20 protein-coding genes and 2 tRNA genes are annotated in these 21,891 nt (G+C 69.1%); 9 read left to right on the plus strand and 13 right to left on the minus strand.

The features are described from left to right. Window positions 1-6: 6 nt before the first annotated feature. The 10 genes from LX12_RS05335 to dnaA all read right to left on the minus strand — a co-directional run bounded on the left by LX12_RS05335 (window position 7) and on the right by dnaA (window position 12,177). A tRNA-Ala gene (locus LX12_RS05335) sits at window positions 7-79 on the minus strand. A 145-nt stretch (window positions 80-224) separates the two neighbouring features. Continuing rightward, window positions 225-298, minus strand: a tRNA-Ile gene (locus tag LX12_RS05340). A 65-nt stretch (window positions 299-363) separates the two neighbouring features. Further along, window positions 364-1,368 (minus strand): DUF3566 domain-containing protein, encoded by a 1,005-nt coding sequence (locus LX12_RS22180; protein WP_253653483.1) that lies wholly within the window; start codon window positions 1,366-1,368, stop codon window positions 364-366. 28 nt (window positions 1,369-1,396) lie between these two features. Beyond that, window positions 1,397-3,889, minus strand: coding sequence for a DNA gyrase subunit A (gyrA, locus tag LX12_RS05350; RefSeq protein WP_253653484.1), 2,493 nt, complete (start codon window positions 3,887-3,889; stop codon window positions 1,397-1,399). 72 nt (window positions 3,890-3,961) lie between these two features. Then, complete coding sequence (gyrB, locus tag LX12_RS05355) at window positions 3,962-6,064, minus strand: DNA topoisomerase (ATP-hydrolyzing) subunit B (RefSeq protein WP_253653485.1); 2,103 nt, start codon at window positions 6,062-6,064, stop codon at window positions 3,962-3,964. Window positions 6,065-6,320: 256 nt separating this feature from the next. Further along, entirely contained in the window at window positions 6,321-6,842 is a 522-nt protein-coding gene (locus LX12_RS05360; RefSeq protein WP_253653486.1) for a DUF721 family protein, read from the minus strand. Further along, window positions 6,835-8,031, minus strand: coding sequence for a DNA replication/repair protein RecF (gene recF, locus LX12_RS05365; protein ID WP_253653487.1), 1,197 nt, complete (start codon window positions 8,029-8,031; stop codon window positions 6,835-6,837). The genes LX12_RS05360 and recF overlap by 8 nt, the downstream gene beginning before the upstream one ends. A gap of 27 nt (window positions 8,032-8,058) precedes the next feature. Then, window positions 8,059-8,958 carry a phosphogluconate dehydrogenase (NAD(+)-dependent, decarboxylating) gene (gnd, locus tag LX12_RS05370; protein WP_301284192.1) on the minus strand — a complete coding sequence of 300 codons (900 nt, stop codon included), beginning with the start codon at window positions 8,956-8,958 and terminating at the stop codon, window positions 8,059-8,061. A 10-nt stretch (window positions 8,959-8,968) separates the two neighbouring features. Then, window positions 8,969-10,132: a DNA polymerase III subunit beta gene (dnaN, locus tag LX12_RS05375; RefSeq protein WP_253653489.1), complete on the minus strand. Its 1,164-nt coding sequence runs from the start codon at window positions 10,130-10,132 to the stop codon at window positions 8,969-8,971. Between the two features lie 494 nt (window positions 10,133-10,626). Next, a complete protein-coding gene (gene dnaA / locus LX12_RS05380) occupies window positions 10,627-12,177 on the minus strand; it encodes a chromosomal replication initiator protein DnaA (protein ID WP_253653490.1) in 1,551 nt (516 codons plus the stop codon). A 536-nt stretch (window positions 12,178-12,713) separates the two neighbouring features. Between dnaA and rpmH the strand changes: the two genes are divergently transcribed. The 9 genes from rpmH to LX12_RS05425 all read left to right on the plus strand — a co-directional run bounded on the left by rpmH (window position 12,714) and on the right by LX12_RS05425 (window position 19,128). After that, complete coding sequence (rpmH, locus tag LX12_RS05385) at window positions 12,714-12,857, plus strand: 50S ribosomal protein L34 (RefSeq protein WP_076479106.1); 144 nt, start codon at window positions 12,714-12,716, stop codon at window positions 12,855-12,857. 35 nt (window positions 12,858-12,892) lie between these two features. Further along, on the plus strand, window positions 12,893-13,288 hold the full coding sequence (gene rnpA / locus LX12_RS05390) for a ribonuclease P protein component (RefSeq protein ID WP_372504930.1): 396 nt from the start codon (window positions 12,893-12,895) through the stop codon (window positions 13,286-13,288). Beyond that, complete coding sequence (gene yidD / locus LX12_RS05395; RefSeq protein ID WP_253653492.1) at window positions 13,285-13,569, plus strand: membrane protein insertion efficiency factor YidD; 285 nt, start codon at window positions 13,285-13,287, stop codon at window positions 13,567-13,569. The genes rnpA and yidD overlap by 4 nt, the downstream gene beginning before the upstream one ends. Further along, the gene (gene yidC, locus LX12_RS05400) at window positions 13,563-14,720 is read left to right on the plus strand and encodes a membrane protein insertase YidC (RefSeq protein ID WP_253653493.1); all 1,158 of its coding nucleotides are present in this window, start codon (window positions 13,563-13,565) and stop codon (window positions 14,718-14,720) included. Before yidD ends, yidC begins: the two co-directional genes overlap by 7 nt. Before the next feature lie 90 nt (window positions 14,721-14,810). Then, window positions 14,811-15,419 carry a Jag family protein gene (locus tag LX12_RS05405; protein ID WP_253653494.1) on the plus strand — a complete coding sequence of 203 codons (609 nt, stop codon included), beginning with the start codon at window positions 14,811-14,813 and terminating at the stop codon, window positions 15,417-15,419. A gap of 99 nt (window positions 15,420-15,518) precedes the next feature. Then, on the plus strand, window positions 15,519-16,211 hold the full coding sequence (gene rsmG, locus LX12_RS05410) for a 16S rRNA (guanine(527)-N(7))-methyltransferase RsmG (RefSeq protein WP_253653495.1): 693 nt from the start codon (window positions 15,519-15,521) through the stop codon (window positions 16,209-16,211). Window positions 16,212-16,267: 56 nt separating this feature from the next. Continuing rightward, window positions 16,268-17,281 carry a ParA family protein gene (locus LX12_RS05415; protein ID WP_372504931.1) on the plus strand — a complete coding sequence of 338 codons (1,014 nt, stop codon included), beginning with the start codon at window positions 16,268-16,270 and terminating at the stop codon, window positions 17,279-17,281. After that, window positions 17,278-18,303, plus strand: coding sequence for a ParB/RepB/Spo0J family partition protein (locus tag LX12_RS05420; protein ID WP_253653496.1), 1,026 nt, complete (start codon window positions 17,278-17,280; stop codon window positions 18,301-18,303). The genes LX12_RS05415 and LX12_RS05420 overlap by 4 nt, the downstream gene beginning before the upstream one ends. A 120-nt stretch (window positions 18,304-18,423) precedes the next feature. After that, on the plus strand, window positions 18,424-19,128 hold the full coding sequence (locus LX12_RS05425; protein WP_253653497.1) for a hypothetical protein: 705 nt from the start codon (window positions 18,424-18,426) through the stop codon (window positions 19,126-19,128). Between the two features lie 35 nt (window positions 19,129-19,163). Here LX12_RS05425 and LX12_RS05430 read toward each other — a convergent pair whose 3' ends face one another. The 3 genes from LX12_RS05430 to trxB all read right to left on the minus strand — a co-directional run bounded on the left by LX12_RS05430 (window position 19,164) and on the right by trxB (window position 21,858). Then, window positions 19,164-20,327 (minus strand): N-acetylmuramoyl-L-alanine amidase, encoded by a 1,164-nt coding sequence (locus LX12_RS05430; protein WP_253653498.1) that lies wholly within the window; start codon window positions 20,325-20,327, stop codon window positions 19,164-19,166. A 135-nt stretch (window positions 20,328-20,462) separates the two neighbouring features. Further along, window positions 20,463-20,801, minus strand: coding sequence for a thioredoxin (gene trxA / locus LX12_RS05435; protein WP_253653499.1), 339 nt, complete (start codon window positions 20,799-20,801; stop codon window positions 20,463-20,465). Window positions 20,802-20,871: 70 nt separating this feature from the next. Continuing rightward, window positions 20,872-21,858, minus strand: coding sequence for a thioredoxin-disulfide reductase (gene trxB / locus LX12_RS05440; protein ID WP_253653500.1), 987 nt, complete (start codon window positions 21,856-21,858; stop codon window positions 20,872-20,874). Window positions 21,859-21,891 lie beyond the last annotated feature (33 nt).

Raw genomic sequence — 21,891 nt, forward strand, 5'->3', positions numbered from 1 at the left:
GATGTGTGGAGCCTAGGAGATTCGAACTCCTGACATCTGCCTTGCAAAGGCAGCGCTCTACCAACTGAGCTAAGGCCCCGTCCGCGCAGATCAGGTCCGGCGGTCCGGGAGGGTGTGCCACACCTGGGTGTTCCGCCGCGACTCGGCGATCAGGGCGACCACCGTGCCGGTGACGACTGCCGCGACGAGAAGCACGATCCGCATGTGGGTGCATCCTCTCGGAGTGGGCCTAGGAGGACTTGAACCTCCGACCTCTTCGTTATCAGCGAAGCGCTCTAACCGCCTGAGCTATAGGCCCGTGGACCGTCTCCGGTCAACCCGGGAAAGGCTACCGGATCACCGGGACCGGCGACAAAACGGCCGTCAGTCCCGGTCGGCGAGTGTCACCTCGATGCCCCCGACGAGGTCGGAGCTCATGTTGTAGATGAACGCTCCCACCGTCGTGAGCGCGGTGAACACGATGACGTAGAGCGCGCCGACGCCCGCAGCGATGCCGAACACCGTGCCGGCGGTGATCTCGAACGACGACTCCGTGGTGTTGTCGCTCGAGACGAGCTGACCGAACGAGTTGTTGATCTGGTCCCAGACCCCCATCCCGTCGAGGATCACGTACAGCACGCCGATCGCGATCATCCAGATGAGGAACAGGGCGATGGCCAGGACCGCGGAGACCTTGAAGGTCGACCACGGGTCGATCCGACGCAACTGCACCGCGGCGCGCAACGGACCACGATGGCCCGCCGGGACCGACTCGGCAGACCGCACGGCCGTCGGGGAGGTCGCCGGGTGATGGATCGCGTCGAGGTCGGGCAGATCCTCGGGGACCTGCGACCGTCCGATGTTGCGGGTCGGACCGTCGATGATCTTGCCCGCCAACGAGTTGCGTCCGCGCGACGGCTGCTGGTCCGCGGTGGCGGGCTGCGCCGCACCGTCACCGGGGACTCCCCCGTCGGCGTCGAGCTTCGCGATCGGCGCACGGGTGGTGGGCGTGTCCTGGCCGGGCGGCTTGGGTGCCGCGGTGCCGGTCACCAGCGGGCGCTGCGGGCGTTTCGGCGCCTCCGACGACCCGGACTGGCCACCGCCCGACGAGGCGCCGTTGCCCGAAGCGCTCTGCTGCGGCGCGGCCCCCTGCTGCGGTGGCGTGCCCTGCTGCGGCGTCGGACCCGGTGACGTCACCGGAGCCTTCCCGACACGCTGCCATGGCGGCACGCCTCCCGGGCCGGTCCCCGGGTTCGGACGCTGCCCCTGCTCCCCCGGCGACGACGACGTCGAGTCCGACGCACCGGTGTCCGGGCCGGAGCCCTGGTCCGGCCGGTCCTGGACGGAGGGGCCGTTGCGCTGACCCTCGGGCTCGCGGGGTGTGCTCACATGCGCTCCTGTCGCTGCGGGTGGCCGGTCACTCGACCTCGTCGGGCTCGTCGGCGTTGCGGGCGATGGCCAAGAGGGTAGTTCCCTCGTCGAGGTTCATCAGGCGGACACCCTTGGTCTGGCGTCCGGCCTTGCGCACCTGCTTGGCCAGCGTACGGATCACGCCGCCGCCGGAGGTGATGGCGTAGAGCTCGCTCCGGTCGTCCACGATGAGCGCGCCGACCAGGTCGCCTCGACGACGGTCGTACTGGATCGTGAGGACGCCCTTGCCACCGCGGCCCTGCACCGGGTAGTCCGACATCGCGGTCCGCTTCGCGTAGCCCCCGGACGTCGCCACCAGCAGGTAGGTGTCGTCGGCCACGACGTTCAGCGACAGCAGTTCGTCGTCGTCGTTGAACCGCATGCCCTGCACACCGGAGGTCTGGCGACCCATCGGTCGCAGAGCCTCGTCGGTCGCCGAGAACCGGATCGACTGGCCCCGCTTGGACACGAGGAGCAGGTCGTCGTCGGCACTGCACAGGCGGGCACCGACGAGTTCGTCCTCGCCGCGCAGGTTGACGGCAATGATGCCGCCGGACCGCGCGGAGTCGAAGTCGGTGAGGCGCGACTTCTTCACGAGACCGCCGCGGGTGGCGAGCACCAGGTACGGCGCGTCCTCGTAGCTCTTGATCTGGATGACCTGAGCGATGCGCTCCTCGGGCTGGAACGCCAGCAGGTTCGCGACGTGCTGACCGCGGGCGGTGCGGTTGGCCTCGGGCAGCTCGTAGGCCTTCGCGCGGTAGACACGGCCCTTCGTGGTGAAGAACAGGATCCAGTCGTGGGTGGAGCAGACGAAGAAGTGCGCGACGATGTCGTCCTGTTTGAGGCCGGCACCCTGGACACCCTTGCCGCCCCGCTTCTGACTGCGGTAGAGGTCGGTCTTCGTCCGCTTGGCGTAGCCGGTCTCGGTGATCGTGACGACGACGTCCTCGCGCGCGATGAGGTCCTCGTCGGTGACGTCACCGTCGGCGGCGACGATCTGCGTCCGGCGCTCGTCACCGAACTTCTCGACGACCTCGGCGAGCTCGTCGCGCACGATCGCGCGCTGACGCTCCGGCTTCTCCAGGATGTCCTTGAGGTCGGCGATCTCGCGCTCGATCTCGGCGAGCTCGTCGATGATCTTCTGGCGCTCGAGAGCCGACAGGCGCCGCAGCTGCATGCTGAGGATCGCGTCGGCCTGGATCTCGTCGACGTCGAGCAGGCCCATCAGGCCGCTGCGCGCCTCCTCGGTGTTGGCCGAGGCGCGGATCAGGGCGATGACCTCGTCGAGAGCGTCGAGCGCCTTGACGAAGCCGCGCAGGATGTGGGCCCGCTCCTCGGCCTTGCGCAGGCGGTATCGGGTCCGGCGGATGATGACGTCGATCTGGTGCGCGACGTACAGCCGGATCATCTGGTCCAGACGCAGTGTCCGCGGCACGCCGTCGACGATGGAGAGCATGTTCGCGCCGAAGCTCGTCTGCAGCTGACTGTGCTTGTAGAGGTTGTTCAGCACGACCTTTGCCACGGCGTCGCGCTTGAGCGTCACGACGATCCGCATGCCCACGCGGTCGGAGGACTGGTCCTCGATCTTGCTGATGCCCTTGAGCTTGCCGTCGTTGACCTGCTCGGCGATCGACACGATCATGCGGTCGGGGTTCACCTGATAGGGCAGCTCGGTGATGACCAGCGTGGTGGCGCCTGTGCGGGACTCCTCGACCTCGACCACGCCGCGCATGCGGATGCTGCCGCGGCCGGTGGTGTACGCCTCGGTGATGCCGGCGGTGCCGACGATGTGACCCGCGGTCGGGAAGTCGGGTCCCTTGATCCGCTCCATGCACGCAGCGAGGGTCGACTCGTCGTCGGCGTCGTGGTGTTCGAGCGCCCAGAACACCGCCTCGGCGACCTCGCCGAGGTTGTGCGGCGGGATGTTGGTCGCCATGCCGACGGCGATGCCGCCCGACCCGTTGATGAGGAGGTTCGGCACACGGCTCGGCAGCACCGTCGGCTCGAGGGTCTTGCCGTCGTAGTTCGGCGTGAAATCGACGGTCTCCTCGCCGATGTCGCGCAGCATCTCCATCGCGAGCGGCGTCAGCCGGGCCTCGGTGTAGCGCATGGCGGCCGGGCCGTCGTCGCCGCGCGACCCGAAGTTGCCCTGCCCGTCGACGAGGGGATAGCGCATGGACCATGGCTGCGCGAGACGCACGAGCGCGTCGTAGATCGCGCTGTCGCCGTGCGGGTGGTAGTTGCCCATGGTCGCCGACACCGGCTTGGCCGACTTCACGTAGCTGCGATCGGGTCGGTAACCCTCGTCGTGCATCGCGTACAGCAGTCGGCGGTGGACCGGCTTGAGGCCGTCGCGCACCTCGGGTAGGGCACGACCGACGATGACGCTCATCGCGTAGTCGATGTAGCTGCGCTGCATCTCCTGCTGGATGTCGACCGGTTCGATGCGGTCGCCGGGCTCGCCGGTCGCGCCCTCGGGCGGCAGGGTGGTGTCAGTCATGGGTTCACTTTCGGTGTGAGTCGGCCGGTTTCACGTGAAACCCCCGCCATGCGAGGGCGTTCCGTGTCGGCGTCAGACGTCGAGGAAGCGCACGTCCTTGGCGTTGCGGGCGATGAAGCTGCGGCGGGCCACGACGTCCTCACCCATGAGGACACTGAACAGCTCGTCGGCCGCGGCGGCGTCGTCGAGGGTGACCTGACGGAGCACACGGACCTCCGGGTCCATCGTGGTCTCCCACAGCTCCTTGGCGTTCATCTCGCCGAGGCCCTTGTAGCGCTGGATGCCGTCGTCGGTGTTGATCTTCTTGCCGGCCGCACGACCCGCCTCGAGCAGGCCGTCGCGCTCGCGGTCGGAGTAGGCGAACTCCGGGTCGGCACCCTTCTGCCACTTGAGCTTGTACAGCGGCGGCTGCGCCAGGTAGACGTGCCCGTGCTCGACGAGCGGCCGCATGAAACGGAACAGCAGGGTGAGCAGCAGCGTCGAGATGTGCTGTCCGTCGACGTCGGCGTCGGCCATGAGCACGATCTTGTGATACCGCAGCTTGGCCAGGTCGAACTCGTCGTGGATACCGGTGCCGAACGCCGTGATGATCGACTGGACCTCGGTGTTCTTGAGGACGCGGTCGATCCGGGCCTTCTCGACGTTGATGATCTTGCCGCGGATGGGCAGGATCGCCTGGTACATCGAGTCACGACCGGACTTGGCCGAACCGCCGGCCGAGTCGCCCTCGACGATGTAGACCTCGCACTTCGCCGGGTCGTTGCTGCGGCAGTCGGCGAGCTTGCCGGGCAGACCACCGATGTCGGTCGCGCTCTTGCGCCGCACCAGTTCTCGCGCCTTGCGGGCGGCCAGTCGGGCCTGCGCCGACCCGACCGCCTTGTTGATGATGATCTTGGCCTCGGCCGGGTTCGACTCCAGCCAGTGCGAGAGGTGCTCGTTGGACACCTTCTGCACGAAGCTCTTCACCTCGGTGTTGCCGAGCTTGGTCTTCGTCTGCCCCTCGAACTGCGGGTCGGAGACCTTCACCGAGATGACCGCCGCGAGACCCTCGCGGATGTCGTCACCGGTGAGCTTCGGGTCCTTCTCCTTGAGGAGCTTCTTGTCGAGCGCGTACTTGTTCACCGTGCTGGTGAGCGCCGCGCGGAAGCCCTCCTCGTGCGTGCCGCCCTCGTGGGTGTTGATCGTGTTCGCGAAGGTGTGCACCGACTCGGAGTAGCCGCCGTTCCACTGCATGGCGACCTCGACCTCGTGGCCCGTGCCCTTGGCGGTGAAGCCGACGATCGACGCGTGGATCGGGCTCTTGGTCCGGTTCAGGTGCGCGACGTAGTCCTCGAGGCCACCCGGGTAGTGATAGGTGCGGGTCCGCGGCTTGCCGAGGTCCTTCTTCTCGGTGTCCGGGCCCGGCTCGACGACGGCCTCGCCGTCGGTGTCCCCCACGGCGTCGGCGGCCTCGACCGAGGTTCCGACGGCCTCGGCCTGCTCGACGTCGTCGACGTCGTTGACGACCTTCGGGCGCTCGTCGGTGAGCGTGATGGTGAGTCCCTTGTTGAGGAACGCCATCTCCTGCAGACGACGGGCGATGGTCTCGAAGTTGTACTCGGTCGTCTCGAAGATGTCGCCGTCGGCCCAGAAGCGGACCGTCGTGCCGGTCTTGCGAGTGTTCGAACCCTTTTCCAGGGGCCCGGGGACGGCACGGGTGTAGACCTGCGACCAGTGGCTGCCGCCGTAGTCGATCTCCAACTCGACCTTGGTCGACAGGGCGTTGACGACGGAGATGCCGACGCCGTGCAGACCACCGGAGACCGCATAGGCCTCGGAGTCGAACTTCCCGCCCGCGTGGAGCTGGGTCATCACGACCTCGACCGTGGGGACGCCGGTCTTGTGCATGTCGGTCGGGATCCCGCGGCCGTCGTCGACGACCTGGACACCACCGTCGGCGAGGATCGTCACGTCGACCTGCGACGCGAAGCCGGCCATCGCCTCGTCGACGGAGTTGTCGACGACCTCCCAGATCAGGTGGTGCAGCCCGCGCTCACCGGTGGAACCGATGTACATGCCGGGCCGCTTGCGGACGGCCTCGAGACCCTCGAGGATGCTGATCGAGTCGGCGCCGTAGTCGCTACCGGCCTTCTTGGTCGATCGGGTCGGCTTGCTGGTGCCGTTGGTGTCCGCCACGAGTGGGGTCCGCTCCTTTTGATCCGCGCCGGCGATCTCTCGCACACGCTCGTGCCCCGACTCGGGGCAGTACCTCTCCATACTACTGCCTCACCCGTACGGAAACGGGCGTGGCGCACGTCTGACGCGGCCGTAGACGGATTTTCTCGCCGAAATCCAGGGCCGCTTGACAACCGTGCCCTCAGGGAGGCTCCTCGCGGCCCTGACGGTATCCATTGGACGCACCGTCGGACCCGTCGGTTCCCGGGTGGGCGATCTACCCGTAGGTGTCGCGGGGACCGCGGCCCGGCACGGTGCGCGTGCCCTTCCGCCACGACGGGGCGCGGGGACCGGTGATGCGCAGCGACACGACCACGTCCCGGCCGACCGAGGCGGCGATCTTCGCGAGGATGTCGCGCTGGACCAGACGCAGCTGTGTCGCCCACGCCGTCGACTCCGCACTCACCGACAGCACCCGATCCCGCAGGTCCGTGGGCTGCGCATGGGCGGCGATGTCCTCGCCGACGATGCGATCCCAGGCCGCGAACACCTGGCCCTCCCCCAGCTTGGACTGCCATCCGCGGGTCTTCGCCATCGCACCGGCCACCGACCCGAGCGACTGCGGATCGCGGCCGTCCGGCCGCGCTCCCGACCATCGCCGCCGACCCTTCCGCTGCGCCGGCGCGGACGCACGGCCCTGGCCGACGGCCTTGCCCGCGGCTCTCGCCTTGGCGCGGGCGTCCTCGAGCGCCTTGCGGGCCAGTTCGTGACCCGACGAGTGCGCGGTGTCGTCATCCATGTGCGACCTCCTCACCCGGTGTCTCGCCGATCAGGTAGGACTCCCGGACCTCATGGTCGTCGTCCACCCCGACAGCCAGCCGGCGGCCCGCGACGGCACCCGGGATGTCGTCCCCGACAGCCGCGGTGATGATCACCTGCTCCACCGACTCCGCGAAGGTGGTGAGAGCAGCCCGTCGAGAGGCGTCGAGCTCGGCGAACACGTCGTCGAGCACGACGACGGGCTCGGCACCGTCGTCCCGGATCAACTGGACCGAACCGAGCCGGGTCGCCAGTGCCAGCGACCACGACTCCCCATGGCTGGCATACCCTTTCGCGACCTGCCCGTCCAGGACGATGTCGAGGTCGTCGCGGTGCGGACCGACCAGGCACACCCCGCGGTCGATCTCCTTCTGACGCGCCGCCGCGAGCCGTGTCAGCAGGGTCGCCTCGATGAACTCGACGTCGGCGCGGCCCTGCGCCGGGACGATCTCCTCCCCGGCCGCCGGGCGGTAGCGCAGGTCGACGGGGCGCGAGGCCGGCGCGAGGGTCGCGTACTCGGCGACGACGTGCGGCCGCAGGCGACTCACCATGTCGATCCGCCCCGCCGTGACGACCGCGCCGAACTGCGCCAGCTGGGTGTCCCAGACGTCGAGGGTGCTGATCACCGACTCGGCCGACGACCCACCCGAGCGCAGTGCCGCGGCCGCCGTCTTCAGCAGCGCCGATCGCTGTCGGAGCACGCGGTCGTAGTCCGATCGTGCGGCGACCATCGCCGGTCCGGCGAGCGCGGCGAGTTCGTCGAGCAGCCGACGACGTTCGGCCGGCTCTCCGCGGACCAGTGCGAGGTCCTCGGGCGCGAACATCACCGATCGCAGGATCCCGACGACGTCGCGCGCCCGCCTCGACGGTGCCCCGTTGACGGTCGCCCGGTTGGCCCGTCCCGGCGTGATGGTGACCTCGACCGTGAGCTCTCGGCCGGCGTTGACGATGCTGGCCGCCACCGACGCGGTCTCGCAGCCGCTCCGGACGAGCGCGGCGTCGGTGCTCACCCGGTGGGAGCGCGACGTCGCCACGTAGTTCAGCGCCTCGACGAGGTTCGTCTTCCCGAATCCGTTGCGGCCCACCACGATCGTGGCGCCGGGTCGCAGGTCGACGTCGAGCGTGCGCCACGACCGGAAGTCACGCAGACGCAGGGACCGGACGTACACGGCGACGGGGCGGGGACGCGGGCGCGATCAGGAGCCGGCGGGGCGCACCGAGTGCCCGCCGAACTGCTGACGCAGCGCGGAGACTGCCTTGAGGGTCGGTGACCCGGACTCCTGTCGCGACGCGAAGCGCGCGAACAGCGCAGCCGAGATGACGTTCGCCGGCACCGAGTGACGGATCGCCTCCTCGACGGTCCAGCGTCCCTCGCCGGAATCGGTTGTGTAGTCCGAGATCTCGGCCAGGCCGGGGTCATCCTTCAGGGCCTCGACGAGGAGGTCCAGCAGCCACGACCGGATGACGGTGCCGTGCGTCCAGGCCCGCAACGTGCCGGCGACGTCGTCGATCAGCGGCTCGGCGGACAACAGTTCGTAGCCCTCGCCGTAGGCGTGCATCAGGCCGTACTCGATGCCGTTGTGCACCATCTTGGCGTAGTGACCAGCTCCGACCGGACCGGCGTGCACGAAGCCGTCGGCCCGCTCCCCCTCCGGACGCAGGGCGTCGAAGATCGGCATCGCCTTCTCGATGTCCTCGGGTGAGCCGCCGGCCATCAGCCCGTAGCCGTTCTCCAGGCCCCAGACACCGCCCGACACGCCGCAGTCGACGTAGCCGATCTGCTTGGCGGACAACAGTTCCGCGTGCGGTCCGTCGTCGGTGTAGCGCGAGTTGCCGCCGTCGATGACGAGGTCGCCCGACTCGAGCAGGGTGCTGAGCGTCTCCACCGTCTCGCGGGTCGGGGGTCCGGACGGCACCATCACCCACACGACCCGCGGTGCGCTCAGCGTCGACACGAGCTCCTGGAGCGAGGCGACGTCGCTCACCTCCGGGCGGGGGTCGTAACCGACCACCTCGTGACCCGCGTCCGCGATCCGGCGCCGCATGTTGGCGCCCATCTTTCCGAGACCGATCAGTCCGAGTTGCATCGCGGACATCCTCTCCCGATCAGCCCGGGAGGCGGACCGGCATCAGCAGGTAGGTGAACTCGCTCGACGGGGCCGGGTAGGCACCGCTGTCGTCGGGGACCGGGGTCTCCTCACCGGCGGGCCGCAGGACCGCCGGACGGCTGGGTGTGGTGAACCCGAACTCCACCGACGACGAGTGCAGCGCAGACAGGCCGTCGAGGAGGTAGGTCGGGTTGAACGCGATGGTCAGCGGCTCGCCGTGGAAGGTCACGGCGACCTCCTCCTCGGCCTTGCCCGCGTCGTCGCCGCCCGCGGTGAGCTGCACGGTGCCCTCGGAGAACTCCAGGCGGACCTGCGCACCCCGCTCGGCGACCAGCGCGACGCGCTTGATCGCGTCGGTCAACTCGGCGATGTCGACGGTCGCCATCGAGGTGTGCGACGTCGGCAGCAACTGTCGGAACTTCGGGAACTCCGCGTCGAGCAGCCGGGTCGTCGTCTGACGGCCCTGCCCGAGGATGCCGAGCAGGCCCTCGGCACCGATCGTGCCGGGGGACCCCAACGCGAGGGAGACCGGCGACCCGTCGGACCCGGCCGAGCGCGCCGACTCCGAGAGCGTCTTCGCGGGCACCAGCACCGCGGCGGTGTCGGACCCGCTCGGCTGCCAGGTCAGCTCCCGGACGGCGAGACGGAAACGGTCGGTGGCGGCCATGACGACGGTGTCGTCCTCGATCTCCACCCGGATGCCCGTGAGCATCGGCAGCGTGTCGTCCCGGCCGGCCGCGACGGCGACCTGTCCGATCGCCTCGGCGAACAGCTCGGCGGGGATGGTGCCGGTGACACCCGGCACCTCCGGCAGGCTCGGGTAGTCCTCGACCGGCATGGTCGGGAGCGAGAAACGTGAACTGCCGCAGTTGATCACGACACGGGAACCGTCGATCGCGACATCGACCGGCTTGGACGGCAGCGAGCGGGTGATGTCGGCGAGGAGCTTGCCCGAGACCAGCACCCGACCCTCGTCGGCCACCTCGGCGGAGATGTCGACCTGGGCCGAGACCTCGTAGTCGAAGCCGGACACCGTCAGGCCGGAGTCGCCGGCGGTGAGGACCACGCAGCCGAGGACGGGGACGGGCGGACGGCTCGGCAGACTGCGCGCCACCCAGGCGACGGCGTCGGCGAACTCATCGCGTGTGACACGGAACTTCACCGCGTTCGACCCTCCCGTACCCGCCGGCCACCGATGTGGCTGCTGCTCGATGTCGCCCCACTCTAGAACGCGCTTTGCCGTGTCGTGTCCAACGGGGCGGGTTCCGCTCACCCGAACGGGACATCACCCGACGAGGTGGGGACACCGCTCTGTCCACATCGCTTCTTTCAAGGATTCTCTTCGAGAGAGAACTTCATGACAGTCATAGCGGCTGTGCAATCTGTGGACAGACGGGCCGCGGTGCAGTTCACGTCGCGCGTCGGGGGTGTGGACCCCGTGTGGACGGTCACCGGGGTGATGCCGAGGGGTTGTGCACACGTCGACGGTTGTTCATCGGCGTCCACGGACCGTCCACAGCGGACGGCAGTTATCCACCGAGTTATCCACAGCTGGGGAATCGTCCGACCGGAGGACATGACGGGATTCTCGGCACCGTCAAGTGTCGAGTCGGGGTTCAGACATGACGAGGTCACCGGCCCTGCCGGCGGCCTGTGTCAGGGGTGCGAGCGCTGCTTGATGCGCGCCGTGAGCTCCTGCACGTAGTCGTAGACCTTGCGCCGTTCGGCCATCTCCTTGCGGATCTTCTTGTCCGCGTACATGACGGTCGTGTGGTCACGGTCGAACGTCTCGCCGATCTTGGGCAGCGAGAGGTCGGTGAGCTCCCGGCACAGGTACATGGAGATCTGGCGGGCCTGGGCGATGGAGCGGGTCTTGCCGGGCCCACGGAGCTCGTCGACGCTGATGCCGAAGTACTCCGCGGTGATGGCGAGGATCGTCGGGGCGTTGATCTCCACGCTGCCCGTGTCGGGCAGGAGCGCCTGCAGCACGATCTCGGCGAGCGCGAGGTTGAGCTCGGCACTGTTGAGCGACGCGAACGCGGTGACGCGGATCAGGGCGCCCTCGAGCTCGCGGATGTTGCGCTCGATCTTCGACGCGATGAGTTCGAGCACGTCGTCGGGGACCTGCAGGTTGTCCATCTGCGCCTTCTTGCGCAGGATGGCGATCCGGGTCTCGAGCTCGGGCGGCTGGACGTCGGTGATTAGCCCCCACTCGAACCGGGTGCGGAGCCGATCCTCCAGTGTCGCAAGCTGTTTCGGCGGGCGGTCGGAGGAGATGACGATCTGCTTGTTCGCGTTGTGGAGGGTGTTGAAGGTGTGGAAGAACTCCTCCTGGATGCCCTCCTTGCCGACGAGGAACTGGATGTCGTCGACGAGCAGGACGTCCACGTCCCGGTAGCGGCGTTTGAACGCCACCCGCCGGTCGTCACGCAGCGAGTTGATGAAGTCGTTCGTGAACTCCTCGGTGGAGACGTACTTGACCTTCATCCCCGGGAACAGCCGCTGGGCGTAGTGACCCGCTGCGTGCAGGAGGTGGGTCTTGCCGAGTCCCGACTCCCCCCAGATGAAGAGCGGGTTGTAGGCACGCGCCGGCGCCTCCGAGATCGCCACCGCCGCGGCGTGTGCGAAGCGGTTGGACGCACCGATGACGAAGGTGTCGAAGGTGTACTTCGGGTTCAGGCTGCTCGGGTCGTCGGGGCCGGGGTTGAACCAGCTCGACCAGTCGCCGTCGCGACCCGCGGTCGGGGGGAGTCCGGGATCGCGGAGGCCGTCGGTCCGTGCGGGGTCGAAACGGGTGTCGGGCGGGGTGTCCCGCCGGTCGGCGAAGGTGTCGGAGAGGGCGTCGAGCCCGTCCACGGCGTCGACGCGCGGCGACTCGCCCACCGAGGTGGGCACGGCCGGCGGCTCCGCGTCCGGGTCGATGCGGACCCCGAGGTCGACCTCGCGCCCGAGATGGGTGCTCAACGAGGCACGGATCGGTTCGCGCAGGGTCCGCTCGATCTGCTCCTGGACCCGGGCGGACGGCACGGCGAGAAGTGCGAACCCCTCGACGAGGGTGAGCGGCTGGACGAGCGAGAGCCACGCCTTCTGCTGGCGGGTCAGGTCCTCGCCGTCGGCGGTGAGGTCCACCAGGACGCGTTGCCACACCTCGGGGAAGGACTCACGGGGACGGGACTCGTGATCGAGCTGTTCACGGTCGGTGCTCACTGAATCCTCCCCGGCCGCCTCGACCTGCCCGCGTGCATCCGGGTGCAGATCCTGGTGCTCGATCACGGCCGCGCCATGCGAACGGGTCTCATCGTGGCCCGGCATCGAGCAATTGTCCACACGGTTATCCACAGCTGTGGACAAGGATGCGGAAACCAGACGACCTGCATCCGACCCTGGTGTCGACCCGCGTCTCGACGCGGACGGCACGGTCGGGACTCCGTCGTCCGAGAGAAGCTAACAGACGGATCCCGGTGGACTCAACAGTTCGCATCACACGCGGCGCCGAAGTTCAACGACCGCCGCGGCCCCGGCGTGTCGACGCGTCCGCGTGTCGGTGTGGGAGGCGCGTCGTCGCTGGTAGTCGGCCCGACAGCGGTTTGACGGTGCCGAACCGGATCAGTAGTCTCGCAGGGTCGCCGAGGTGTGATCGTCTCCGGCGCGTGGACATGTGTTGACCGGTGCGTCCGGGGCCGTCCACCGCCCGCGATGACGGAGGCCCGGCAGGAGACCACCACCGATCGAGGAGTTCAACCGTGGCCAAGGGCAAGCGCACCTTCCAGCCGAACAACCGCCGTCGTGCCCGTGTCCACGGGTTCCGTCTGCGCATGCGGACCCGTGCGGGTCGCGCCATCGTCAACGGCCGTCGCCGCAAGGGCCGCGCGAGCCTGACCGCCTGAGTTCCGCGGCCCTCGGGCTCGCGGACGGCAGCACTGTGCTGGCCCGGCATCAGCGGATCTCACGCAGCTCCGACTTCACCCGCGCACTCCGACGGGGTGTGCGGGTTCGTCGTGCCGACATCCAGGTGCACGCCGCGCGGATCGACGAGACGGATGTCCTCGCGGTCGAGCGTGGTGCGCGGTACGGGCTGATCGTGAGCAAGTCCGTCGGTGACGCGGTCACCCGGCATGCCGTCGCGCGTCGCCTGCGGGCCGCCGCTGCCGCCGCCGACGCGGGTGGCGGGCTCGGCACCGACGCGAGCGGTCTGGTGGTCATCCGGGCGCTGCCCGGCGCGGCGCATCGATCGGGGTCGGAACTGACCGACGAACTCGTCGCCGCCCTGCGCCTCGCGCGCACCCGTCTCGGCGAGCGGGAGCAGGTCCGCGCATGAACGCCGTCGCGGCGATCCCGCGCCGGACCCTCGTGTGGTCCATCGAGCTCTACCGCACCTGGATCTCCCCGACGCGGATGCCGGCCTGCCGCTTCGAGCCGACGTGCAGTGCCTACGCCGCCGAGGCCATCACCACGTGGGGCGCGGTGCGCGGTGGCGCACTCGCCGTCTGGCGCCTGCTCAAGTGCGGGCCGTGGCACGCACCGGGATACGACCCGGTCCCCGAACGACATCCATCGGAGCACTCTTGTGCCAGTGAGGAGCGAGTGACACCGTGCTGAACTTCATCTACTACCCGGTCTCCGGGATCATGTGGGTCTGGCACTGGCTGTTCAGCCATGTCCTGCCCGACTCCCCCGGCGGCAGTGGCGTCGCGTGGGCGCTGTCGGTGGTGTTCCTCGTGTTCACGCTCCGCGCCATCCTCTACAAGCCCTTTGTCAAGCAGGTCCGCACGACGAAGAAGATGCAGGAGATCCAGCCGCAGCTGCAGGCGATCCGGAAGAAGTACGCGAAGGATCGCGTGAAGATGACCGAGGAGATGCAGAAGCTCCAGAAGGAGCATGGGTTCAACCCGCTCCTCGGTTGCCTCCCCATGCTGGCGCAGATCCCGGTGTTCATCGGTCTGTTCCACGTGCTGCGGTCGTTCAACCGGATGGGCACCGGATTCGGTCAGCTGGGGATGACGGCCGAGCAGACCCGCGCGACGGGCAACTACTTCTTCTCGCCCGAACTGGTCCAGAACTTCCTCGACGCGCGGCTCTTCGGCGTGCCGCTCTCGGCCGCGGTGTCGCAGCCGAAGACCGAGTGGGTGGCGTTCAGCGCGGACGGCGTCGTCGACTTCACCCGCGCCCACATCATCTACCTCGTCATCCCGCTCGTGATCCTGTCGTCCATCGCGACGCACATGAACTCGCGGGCCTCGGTCGCGCGGCAGACCGCGGCGGCGTTGGAGAACCCGCAGACCGCGATCATGAACAAGCTTGCGCTCTACGTCTTCCCGCTCGGCATCCTGGTGTCCGGTGCGTTCTTCCCGGTGGCGATCCTCCTCTACTGGGTCAGCAACAACCTCTGGACGTACGCCCAGCAGCACATCGTCTTCGGGCAGATCGCCAAGGAAGAGGAAGAGGCGAAGCTCGCCAAGCAGGAGAAGCTGAAGGCGAACGCCCCGAAGCCCGGCGCCCGTCCCGACCGCGCCAAGAAGAAGGCGGCGCCGGCGTCGACGAACGGTGACGCACCGTCGGAGGACACGGAGAACACGACGACGCCGGATGCTTCCGAGACGTCGACCCCGTCGGCCGGACGCACCGATCTGACCAAGGGTGGCACCGCGAAACGACCCGCCGGGGGTGCGGCGCGGAAGAGCACCGGCGGCGCACCGCGTCCGGGCCAGCGTCCGACGGGGACCCAGCAGAAGCGACGCAAACGCCGATGATGCGCGGCGGCCACACGTCTGGCCGCCCCACCCCGGTGTCCGCGGACACCACGCACTGACATGTCCACACACGATTGCGAGGGATGACCCATGACGACAGACACCAGCGACGCCGAACACGAGGTGACCGACGACGCGACGGAGGCGCACGCGGAGGGGTCCACGCCCGCCGATGTGCCGGTGACCGATGGGGTCGACGTGGCCGAGTCCGACGAGGCCGGTGACGACGAGAGCGACGACGACCGACTCGTCGAAGAGGGCGAGATCGCCGGCGACTACCTCGAGCAGCTGTTGGATCTCCTCGACTTCGACGGCGACATCGATCTCGACGTCGACGGTGACCGCGCCGTCGTGAGCATCGACGGTGGCCGCGATCTGGGCAAGCTGGTCGGGAAGAACGGTGAGGTCCTCGACGCGCTGCAGGAGCTGACCCGCCTCGCCGTGCAGCAGTCGACCGGAGACCGCTCGCGGCTGATGCTCGACGTGAGCGGATGGCGGGCGGGTCGACGTGAGCGCCTGAGCCGTCTCGGCACGGAGGTCGCCGAGCGGGTCCGCGGCGCCGGAGGTCGGGAGGAACTCGACCCGATGTCGCCCTTCGAGCGGAAGATCGTGCACGACGCGGTCGCCGCCGTGTCAGGCGTCTACAGCGAGAGTGAAGGCACCGAGCCCCGACGTCGTGTCGTCGTGATCGCCGAGTGACGTCGCCGCGCGCGACGTAGTCCTGAGCGCAGGGCCTCGACCTCCGGGTCGGGGCCCTGCGTCGTATCGCACTCCCCTCCCCCCAGCGAGAAACGGAGCATGTTTCACGTGAAACACGACAGCGAGTTCGACCGCGACGAGATCGCGTCTGCAGCGTTCGCCGTCTTCGGTGATCGCCTCGGTCGCGCCCGGGTGTATCGGGACCTGCTCGCGACCGCCGGTGTCGAGCGGGGGCTGATCGGACCCCGCGAGATCGAGCGACTGTGGGATCGGCACATCCTGAACTGTGGGGTGCTGGCGACCGCCCTGCCGGACGGCGCCGGCGTCGTCGACATCGGCAGCGGTGCCGGACTACCGGGCATCCCGCTGGCCCTTGCCGGGAGGACCCTCCGCGTCACCCTCGTCGAACCGTTGGAACGTCGGCACGCTTTCCTCCTCGAGGCGGTCGAGGCGATCGGCCTCGAGATCGAGGTGGTGCGCGGACGTGCCGAGGAGCGGTCGGTGATCGCCGCGGTGGGTGACGCCGATGTGGTGACGTCCCGTGCGGTGGCGCCGCTGGACCGGCTGGCCCGGTGGTCTGCACCCCTCATCCGGTCGGGTGGGGAACTCGTCGCGATCAAGGGTGCGTCGGCCGCGGAGGAGATCGCCACGCACGCGTCCGCCGTCGGCAAGGTCGGATTGACCGCGCTGCGCGTGGAGACGGTCGGGGCGGATACCCTTTCTGTGCCGACGACGATCGTGCGCGGGCGCCGGGTGGACAGACCGGAGAAGCGCCGCCGGACGTCACGGTGACGAGCAGCAGGGGTCGACGTCGGTCGCCCGGGAACAGCGATGGGGTGCAGCGCACGATGTTGGGCAGGCGCGGTCGAAGGAGTGATGTGGTGGCCGACAGAACGCCGGACGAGACGCCCGCAGCGCCGGACCGCGCTCCCGTCGCCGACGGTGATGTTTCACGTGAAACAGGTCGCTACGCGGACACCCCGATTGCGGCCGCAGCGGAACGGGCGAGCCAGGTTCTCACCCGAGGGCTGTCCGGCCACCTCCCCCACCCCGCGGACACGCGCATCATCACCGTCGCGAACCAGAAGGGTGGCGTCGGCAAGACCACGACGGCGGTGAACATCGCCGCCGCCCTGGCGCTGCACGGGCTGGGCGTCCTCGTCATCGATCTGGACCCCCAGGGCAACGCCAGCACCGCGCTGGGGATCGATCACCGCAACCCGGACGTCGCGTCGGTGTACGAGCTCCTCCTCGGGGAGGTATCCCTCGACGAGGCGATCGCGCAGTCGACGGCGCACGAGAACCTGCTGTGCGTGCCGGCCACGTTGGACTTGGCCGGCGCCGAGATCGAACTCGTCTCGATGGTCGCGCGAGAGACACGACTCCGGAACGCGCTCGATCCCGAGGTGATCCGGCGGCGAGGCATCGACTACGTGATCATCGACTGCCCGCCCTCGCTGGGCCTGCTCACCGTCAACGCCATGGTGGCGGCCAAGGAGGTCCTGATCCCCATCCAGTGCGAGTACTACGCACTCGAGGGCGTCGGCCAGCTGCTGCAGAACATCGAGCTGGTGTCGGCACACCTCAACCGCGACCTCTTCGTCTCCACCGTCCTGCTGACGATGTACGACGGCCGCACGAAGCTCGCGGACCAGGTGGCCGAGGAGGTCCGTCGGCACTTCGGTGACAAGGTGCTGACCACGGTCATCCCGCGCAGCGTGAAGGTGTCCGAGGCACCCGGATTCGGGATGACGATCATCCAGTACGACCCTGGCTCACGAGGGGCGATGAGCTACCTCGACGCGGGCAGGGAGATCGGTCTGCGCGCCGCGCGCACGACCGGGGAGGGACAGCCGCGATGACCGACAAGCCCACTCCCACCCGTGCCGCGGGACAGCGTCGGGGTGGTCTGGGACGTGGCCTGGCCGCGCTGATCCCGACGGGCCCGGACGAGGGTCCGCGTCTCACCTCCGCTGCCGCCGACGTCGTCCTCGGCGACGGGTCGTCGAGCGCGTCGGCCCGGAACGACGCTCCCCCGTCGACGCCGGAACTCGACGAGGCCGGCGCCGTCTACCGCGAGATCCCGCCCGCGGAGATCGAGCCGAACCCGCAACAGCCGCGCACCGCGTTCGACGACGAGGCGTTGGCAGAACTCGTCCACTCGATCCGCGAGTTCGGTCTGATGCAGCCGATCGTGGTCCGCCGACTCCCCCGGCCTCGCGGCGACGTCCGCTATCAGCTCGTCATGGGCGAGCGTCGATGGCGTGCCAGCCAGGAGGCGGGCCTCGAGCGCATCCCGGCGATCGTCCGCGAGACACAGGACGGCGACATGCTCCGGGACGCCCTCCTGGAGAACATCCACCGGGTCCAGCTGAACCCCCTCGAAGAGGCGGCGGCCTATCAGCAGCTGCTCGAGGAGTTCGGTGTCACCCACGACGAACTCGCCGCGCGCCTCGGTCGGTCACGGCCCGTCGTGACGAACATGATCCGTCTGCTGAAGCTGCCGATCCCCGTACAGCGACGCGTCGCCGCCGGCGTGCTGTCGGCCGGACACGCTCGGGCACTGCTGTCGCTCGAGTCGGGCGCCGACGCGCAGGAGGCGCTCGCAGCCCGGATCGTCGCGGAGGGGATGTCGGTCCGTGCGACCGAGGAAGCGGTGACGCTCGCGAACCACGACGGTCCCGCGACGACGCCGACTCCTCCGCGGAGGCGGCCGATGCAGATGCCGGGTCTCCAGGACGTGGCGGAACGCCTGTCGGATCGACTCGACACGCGCGTGACGGTGTCGCTCGGCAAGCGCAAGGGCAAGATCGTCGTCGAGTTCGGATCCGTCGACGACCTCGAACGTATCGTCGACCTGTTGGCCCGGAACGGGAACCACTGACGCCGTGATCTCGGGTACGCGGGGCCGCGGGCGAAACGTCACTGTGACGGCAGAAGGTGTCGGGGCCGGTTGTCGGCGCCGAAACCGTTGTGCGGCAGCAGGATCGGCGGGATCACCCGCGTGAGCACCGTGATCCGCGCGCTCGACCTCGACAAGTTCGAGACACTCCCCCGGCATGTGCGCCGGTGCGTCTTCTGGGAGGTCGATCCGGAGGCCATCCCGGATCCGGGGTCGGGTCGGTCCATCGACTCCGAGTTCGACAAGGAGGCGTGGATCTCGATGGTGATGCTCGACTGGGGCCGCTGCGCACAGGTCGCCGTGGACAGCGAGACGGGGCGTGTGGTCGGGACCGCGTTCTACGCCCCGCCGGGACGTGTCCCGCGCGCCCGCCTGTTCCCGACGTCACCGGTGAGCCCGGACGCTGTCCTGGTGACGTCCGTCCGCGTCGATGCCGGCGTGGTCGGGACAGCGCAACGACTCGTCGACGCCGTCCTCGCCGACCTCGTCCAGCGCGGCGTGCGTGCCGTCGAGGCGTTCGGGATCATACGGTCGTCGGCGGAGGGCGATGCCGCGGCCGAAGCTGTCCGAGAGGACAGCGTGCCCGGAGGACTGTGCCCGGGCTGCATGGTCGACGCCCACTTCCTGGCCGACTCCGGGTTCGAACTCGTGGCCGCACACCACCGCTTCCCCCGGTATCGCATCGAGCTCGACGAGGGACTGGGATGGAAGACCGCCGTCGAGAGCGCGCTCGACAAGCTGGTGCTGATGGCGACGATCGACGTCGCAGGGCGGGAGCGGACAGCGGTCCCCAGCCCGGTCGGCTGAGACGATCCCGCCGGGTCGGTCCGGGTCGCGGCGTCTCAGCGAGCGATCTGCTCGGAGGCGAGCAGATCCGCGAAGGTGTATGTGCCGGTGGGGCGGTCGTCCTCGCCGAGCAGGTACAACCGCTTCACGGCCACGAGGATGGCGTCGGCGATCGTGTCACGGACGACGCCGTCGGCGAGCAGCGCGCGGTCGTGCGGGCTCGTGATGTAGCCGACGTCGACCTGTGCGACGGGCATCCGGGTCAACCGCAGGATGTCCCAGGTACGACCATGCGAGCGGCAGTCCTGCAGCGGGGTGCGCGCCACGATCTCCCGCTGGATGTAGCCGGACAGCGACTGTCCGATGGTCGAGACCGACCCGTGGGAGTTGCCGAAGTGGAAGGTGGCGACCCCGTTGGCGACGGGCGACTGATAGCGCCCGCACCGCAGCGCGATGACGAGGTCGGCGCCGAAGGCGTTGGCCGTGCGCGCCCGGTCGGCGTCGTCGGGATCGGCGTCGGCAGGATGGGACACGAACGTCTCCATCCCGGCGGCCGCCATCCGTCCCTCCAGCCGGTGGGAGAGGTCCCACAGGATGGCGGTCTCCTCCGATGCCGTTGCCGCATCGACGATCTCGTCGGGTCGCCCGGTGCCGGGGTCGATGACGATCCGCTTGCCCGACAACCGCGGGCCGGAGCGACGGACGTCCTCCTGGGCGCGGATGGCGTGCGGTGACCCGCCGGTGACCCGGGTGCCGAGACGTTCCAGCGACCGGAGCGTCTCGGGACCGCAGATCCCGTCCGGCGACATCCCGTTCTCGGACTGATAGGTGCACAGGGCCGCGTGTGTGGTCGCGCCGAACGACCCGTCGACGAGGCCGGTGTAGAAGCCGAGGTTCTGCAGACGCGACTGCAGGGTGGCGACGTCGTCGCCGTGCATCGGCGCGGACAGCCGGAACGCGAGGACACGGGTGCCCAGGCGGTGTGAGGCCTCGCGCAGGACGCGGAAGGTGGCCGGACCGACGATGCCGTCGACGATGAGCCCGCGGTGTTGCTGGAAAGCGCGTACGGCGTGGTCGGTGTCGGCGTCGAAGACGTCCGACGTGTCGCGACTGTGACGGCCACCGTCGGAGTCGGTGCGGGGCAACAGCCCCTGGTCGGTCAGCAGAGAACGGACCTCGATGACGGCAGACCCCTGATCACCCAGGCGGTACAACGTCATCTGTCACCCTCTCTCGTCGGCCGAACCGTGTGAGTCTCGCAGGTCCGTCGTCCTCAGACCAACATGGCTGGTCCGGTCCGCGCGGGGCGCGAGACCGGACCAGACAGTCAAGACGGGACGGATGGACCCGCGGCGTCAGGCAGACGCGCCGATGACCCCGTCGAGCTCACGCAGGAGCGCGGCCTTGCCCTTGGCGCCGACGATGGTCTTGGTCGGCTGGCCGTTCTCGAAGAGGATCATGGTCGGGATCGACATGATCTTGAAGTCGCGGGCGACGGCGGGGTTGGCGTCGACGTCGAGCTTGGCGACGGTCAGCTTGTCGCCGTTGTCGGCGGCGATCTCCTCGAGCACCGGGGCGACCATCTTGCACGGGCCGCACCAGGTGGCCCAGAAGTCGACGAGGACGGGCTTGTCGGCACCGAGGACCTCGCTCTGGAAGGTGTCGTCGGTGACGGTGACAGTGTTCGCACCCATGGGTGCCTCCTTTGTGTTGACGGTGACGGTCTGGTGGCCGCACGGCGTCGTGCGGCCGGGGTCGGACAGTTCAGAGTGCGGCGACCGCGGCGTCTGCGGGCACTGCCACGGCCCCGTCGGCCCGGTCGGACAGCCACCGCTCGGCGTCGATCGCGGCGCTGCAGCCCGTGCCGGCGGCGGTGATCGCCTGCCGGTACCGATGGTCGACGAGATCGCCCGCGGCGAAGACACCGTCGACCGAGGTGGCGGTGGTGCCGCCCTGGGTGAGCACGTACCCGTCGGCGTCGAGATCGACCTGGCCGGCGACCAGGTCGCTGCGGGGGTCGTGACCGATGGCCACGAACATGCCGGTGACGTCGAGCGTTGACTCCTCGCCGGTCACCGTGTCGCGCAGGCGCAGTCCGGTCACGGAGGTGTCGCCCAGGACGCCTTCCACGGCGGCGTTTGTGACGAAACGGATCTTCTCGTTGGCGCGCGCGCGCTCGAGCATGATCTTCGACGCCCGGAACTCCTCGCGGCGGTGGACCAGGGTGACGCTGCGCGCGAACTTGGTGAGGAAGGTCGCCTCCTCCATCGCGGAGTCGCCACCGCCGATCACAGCGATGTCCTGGTCGCGGAAGAAGAAGCCGTCGCAGGTGGCGCAGGCGGACACGCCGCGACCGAGAAGGTCCTGCTCACCCGGGATGTCGAGGTAGCGGGCCGCGGCACCCATCGCCAGGATCACGGCGCGGGCGCGGTGCACCTCTCCGGCGACCTCGACCTCCTTGACATCGCCGGTCAGGCGGATGGCGTCGACGTCCTCCATGCGCAGGTCGGCACCGAAGCGGAGAGCCTGCTCCCGCATCTCGTCCATGAGAGCCGGGCCCTGGATGCCGGACTGGAAGCCCGGGAAGTTCTCGACCTCGGTGGTGGTCATCAGGGCACCACCGAACTGCGTCCCCTCGAACACGACGGGCGCCAGCTCGGCGCGAGCCGTGTAGACGGCGGCTGTGTATCCGGCGGGGCCCGATCCGACGATGATCACGTCGTGGATCGTGTCGGTACCCGTGTCGCTCATCGGTCCTCTTCTCTTGCGCGAACGGCTTGTGCA

Origin of the sequence: Williamsia serinedens (assembly GCF_024171725.1) — a bacterium.
Classification (GTDB): domain Bacteria; phylum Actinomycetota; class Actinomycetes; order Mycobacteriales; family Mycobacteriaceae; genus Williamsia_A; species Williamsia_A serinedens.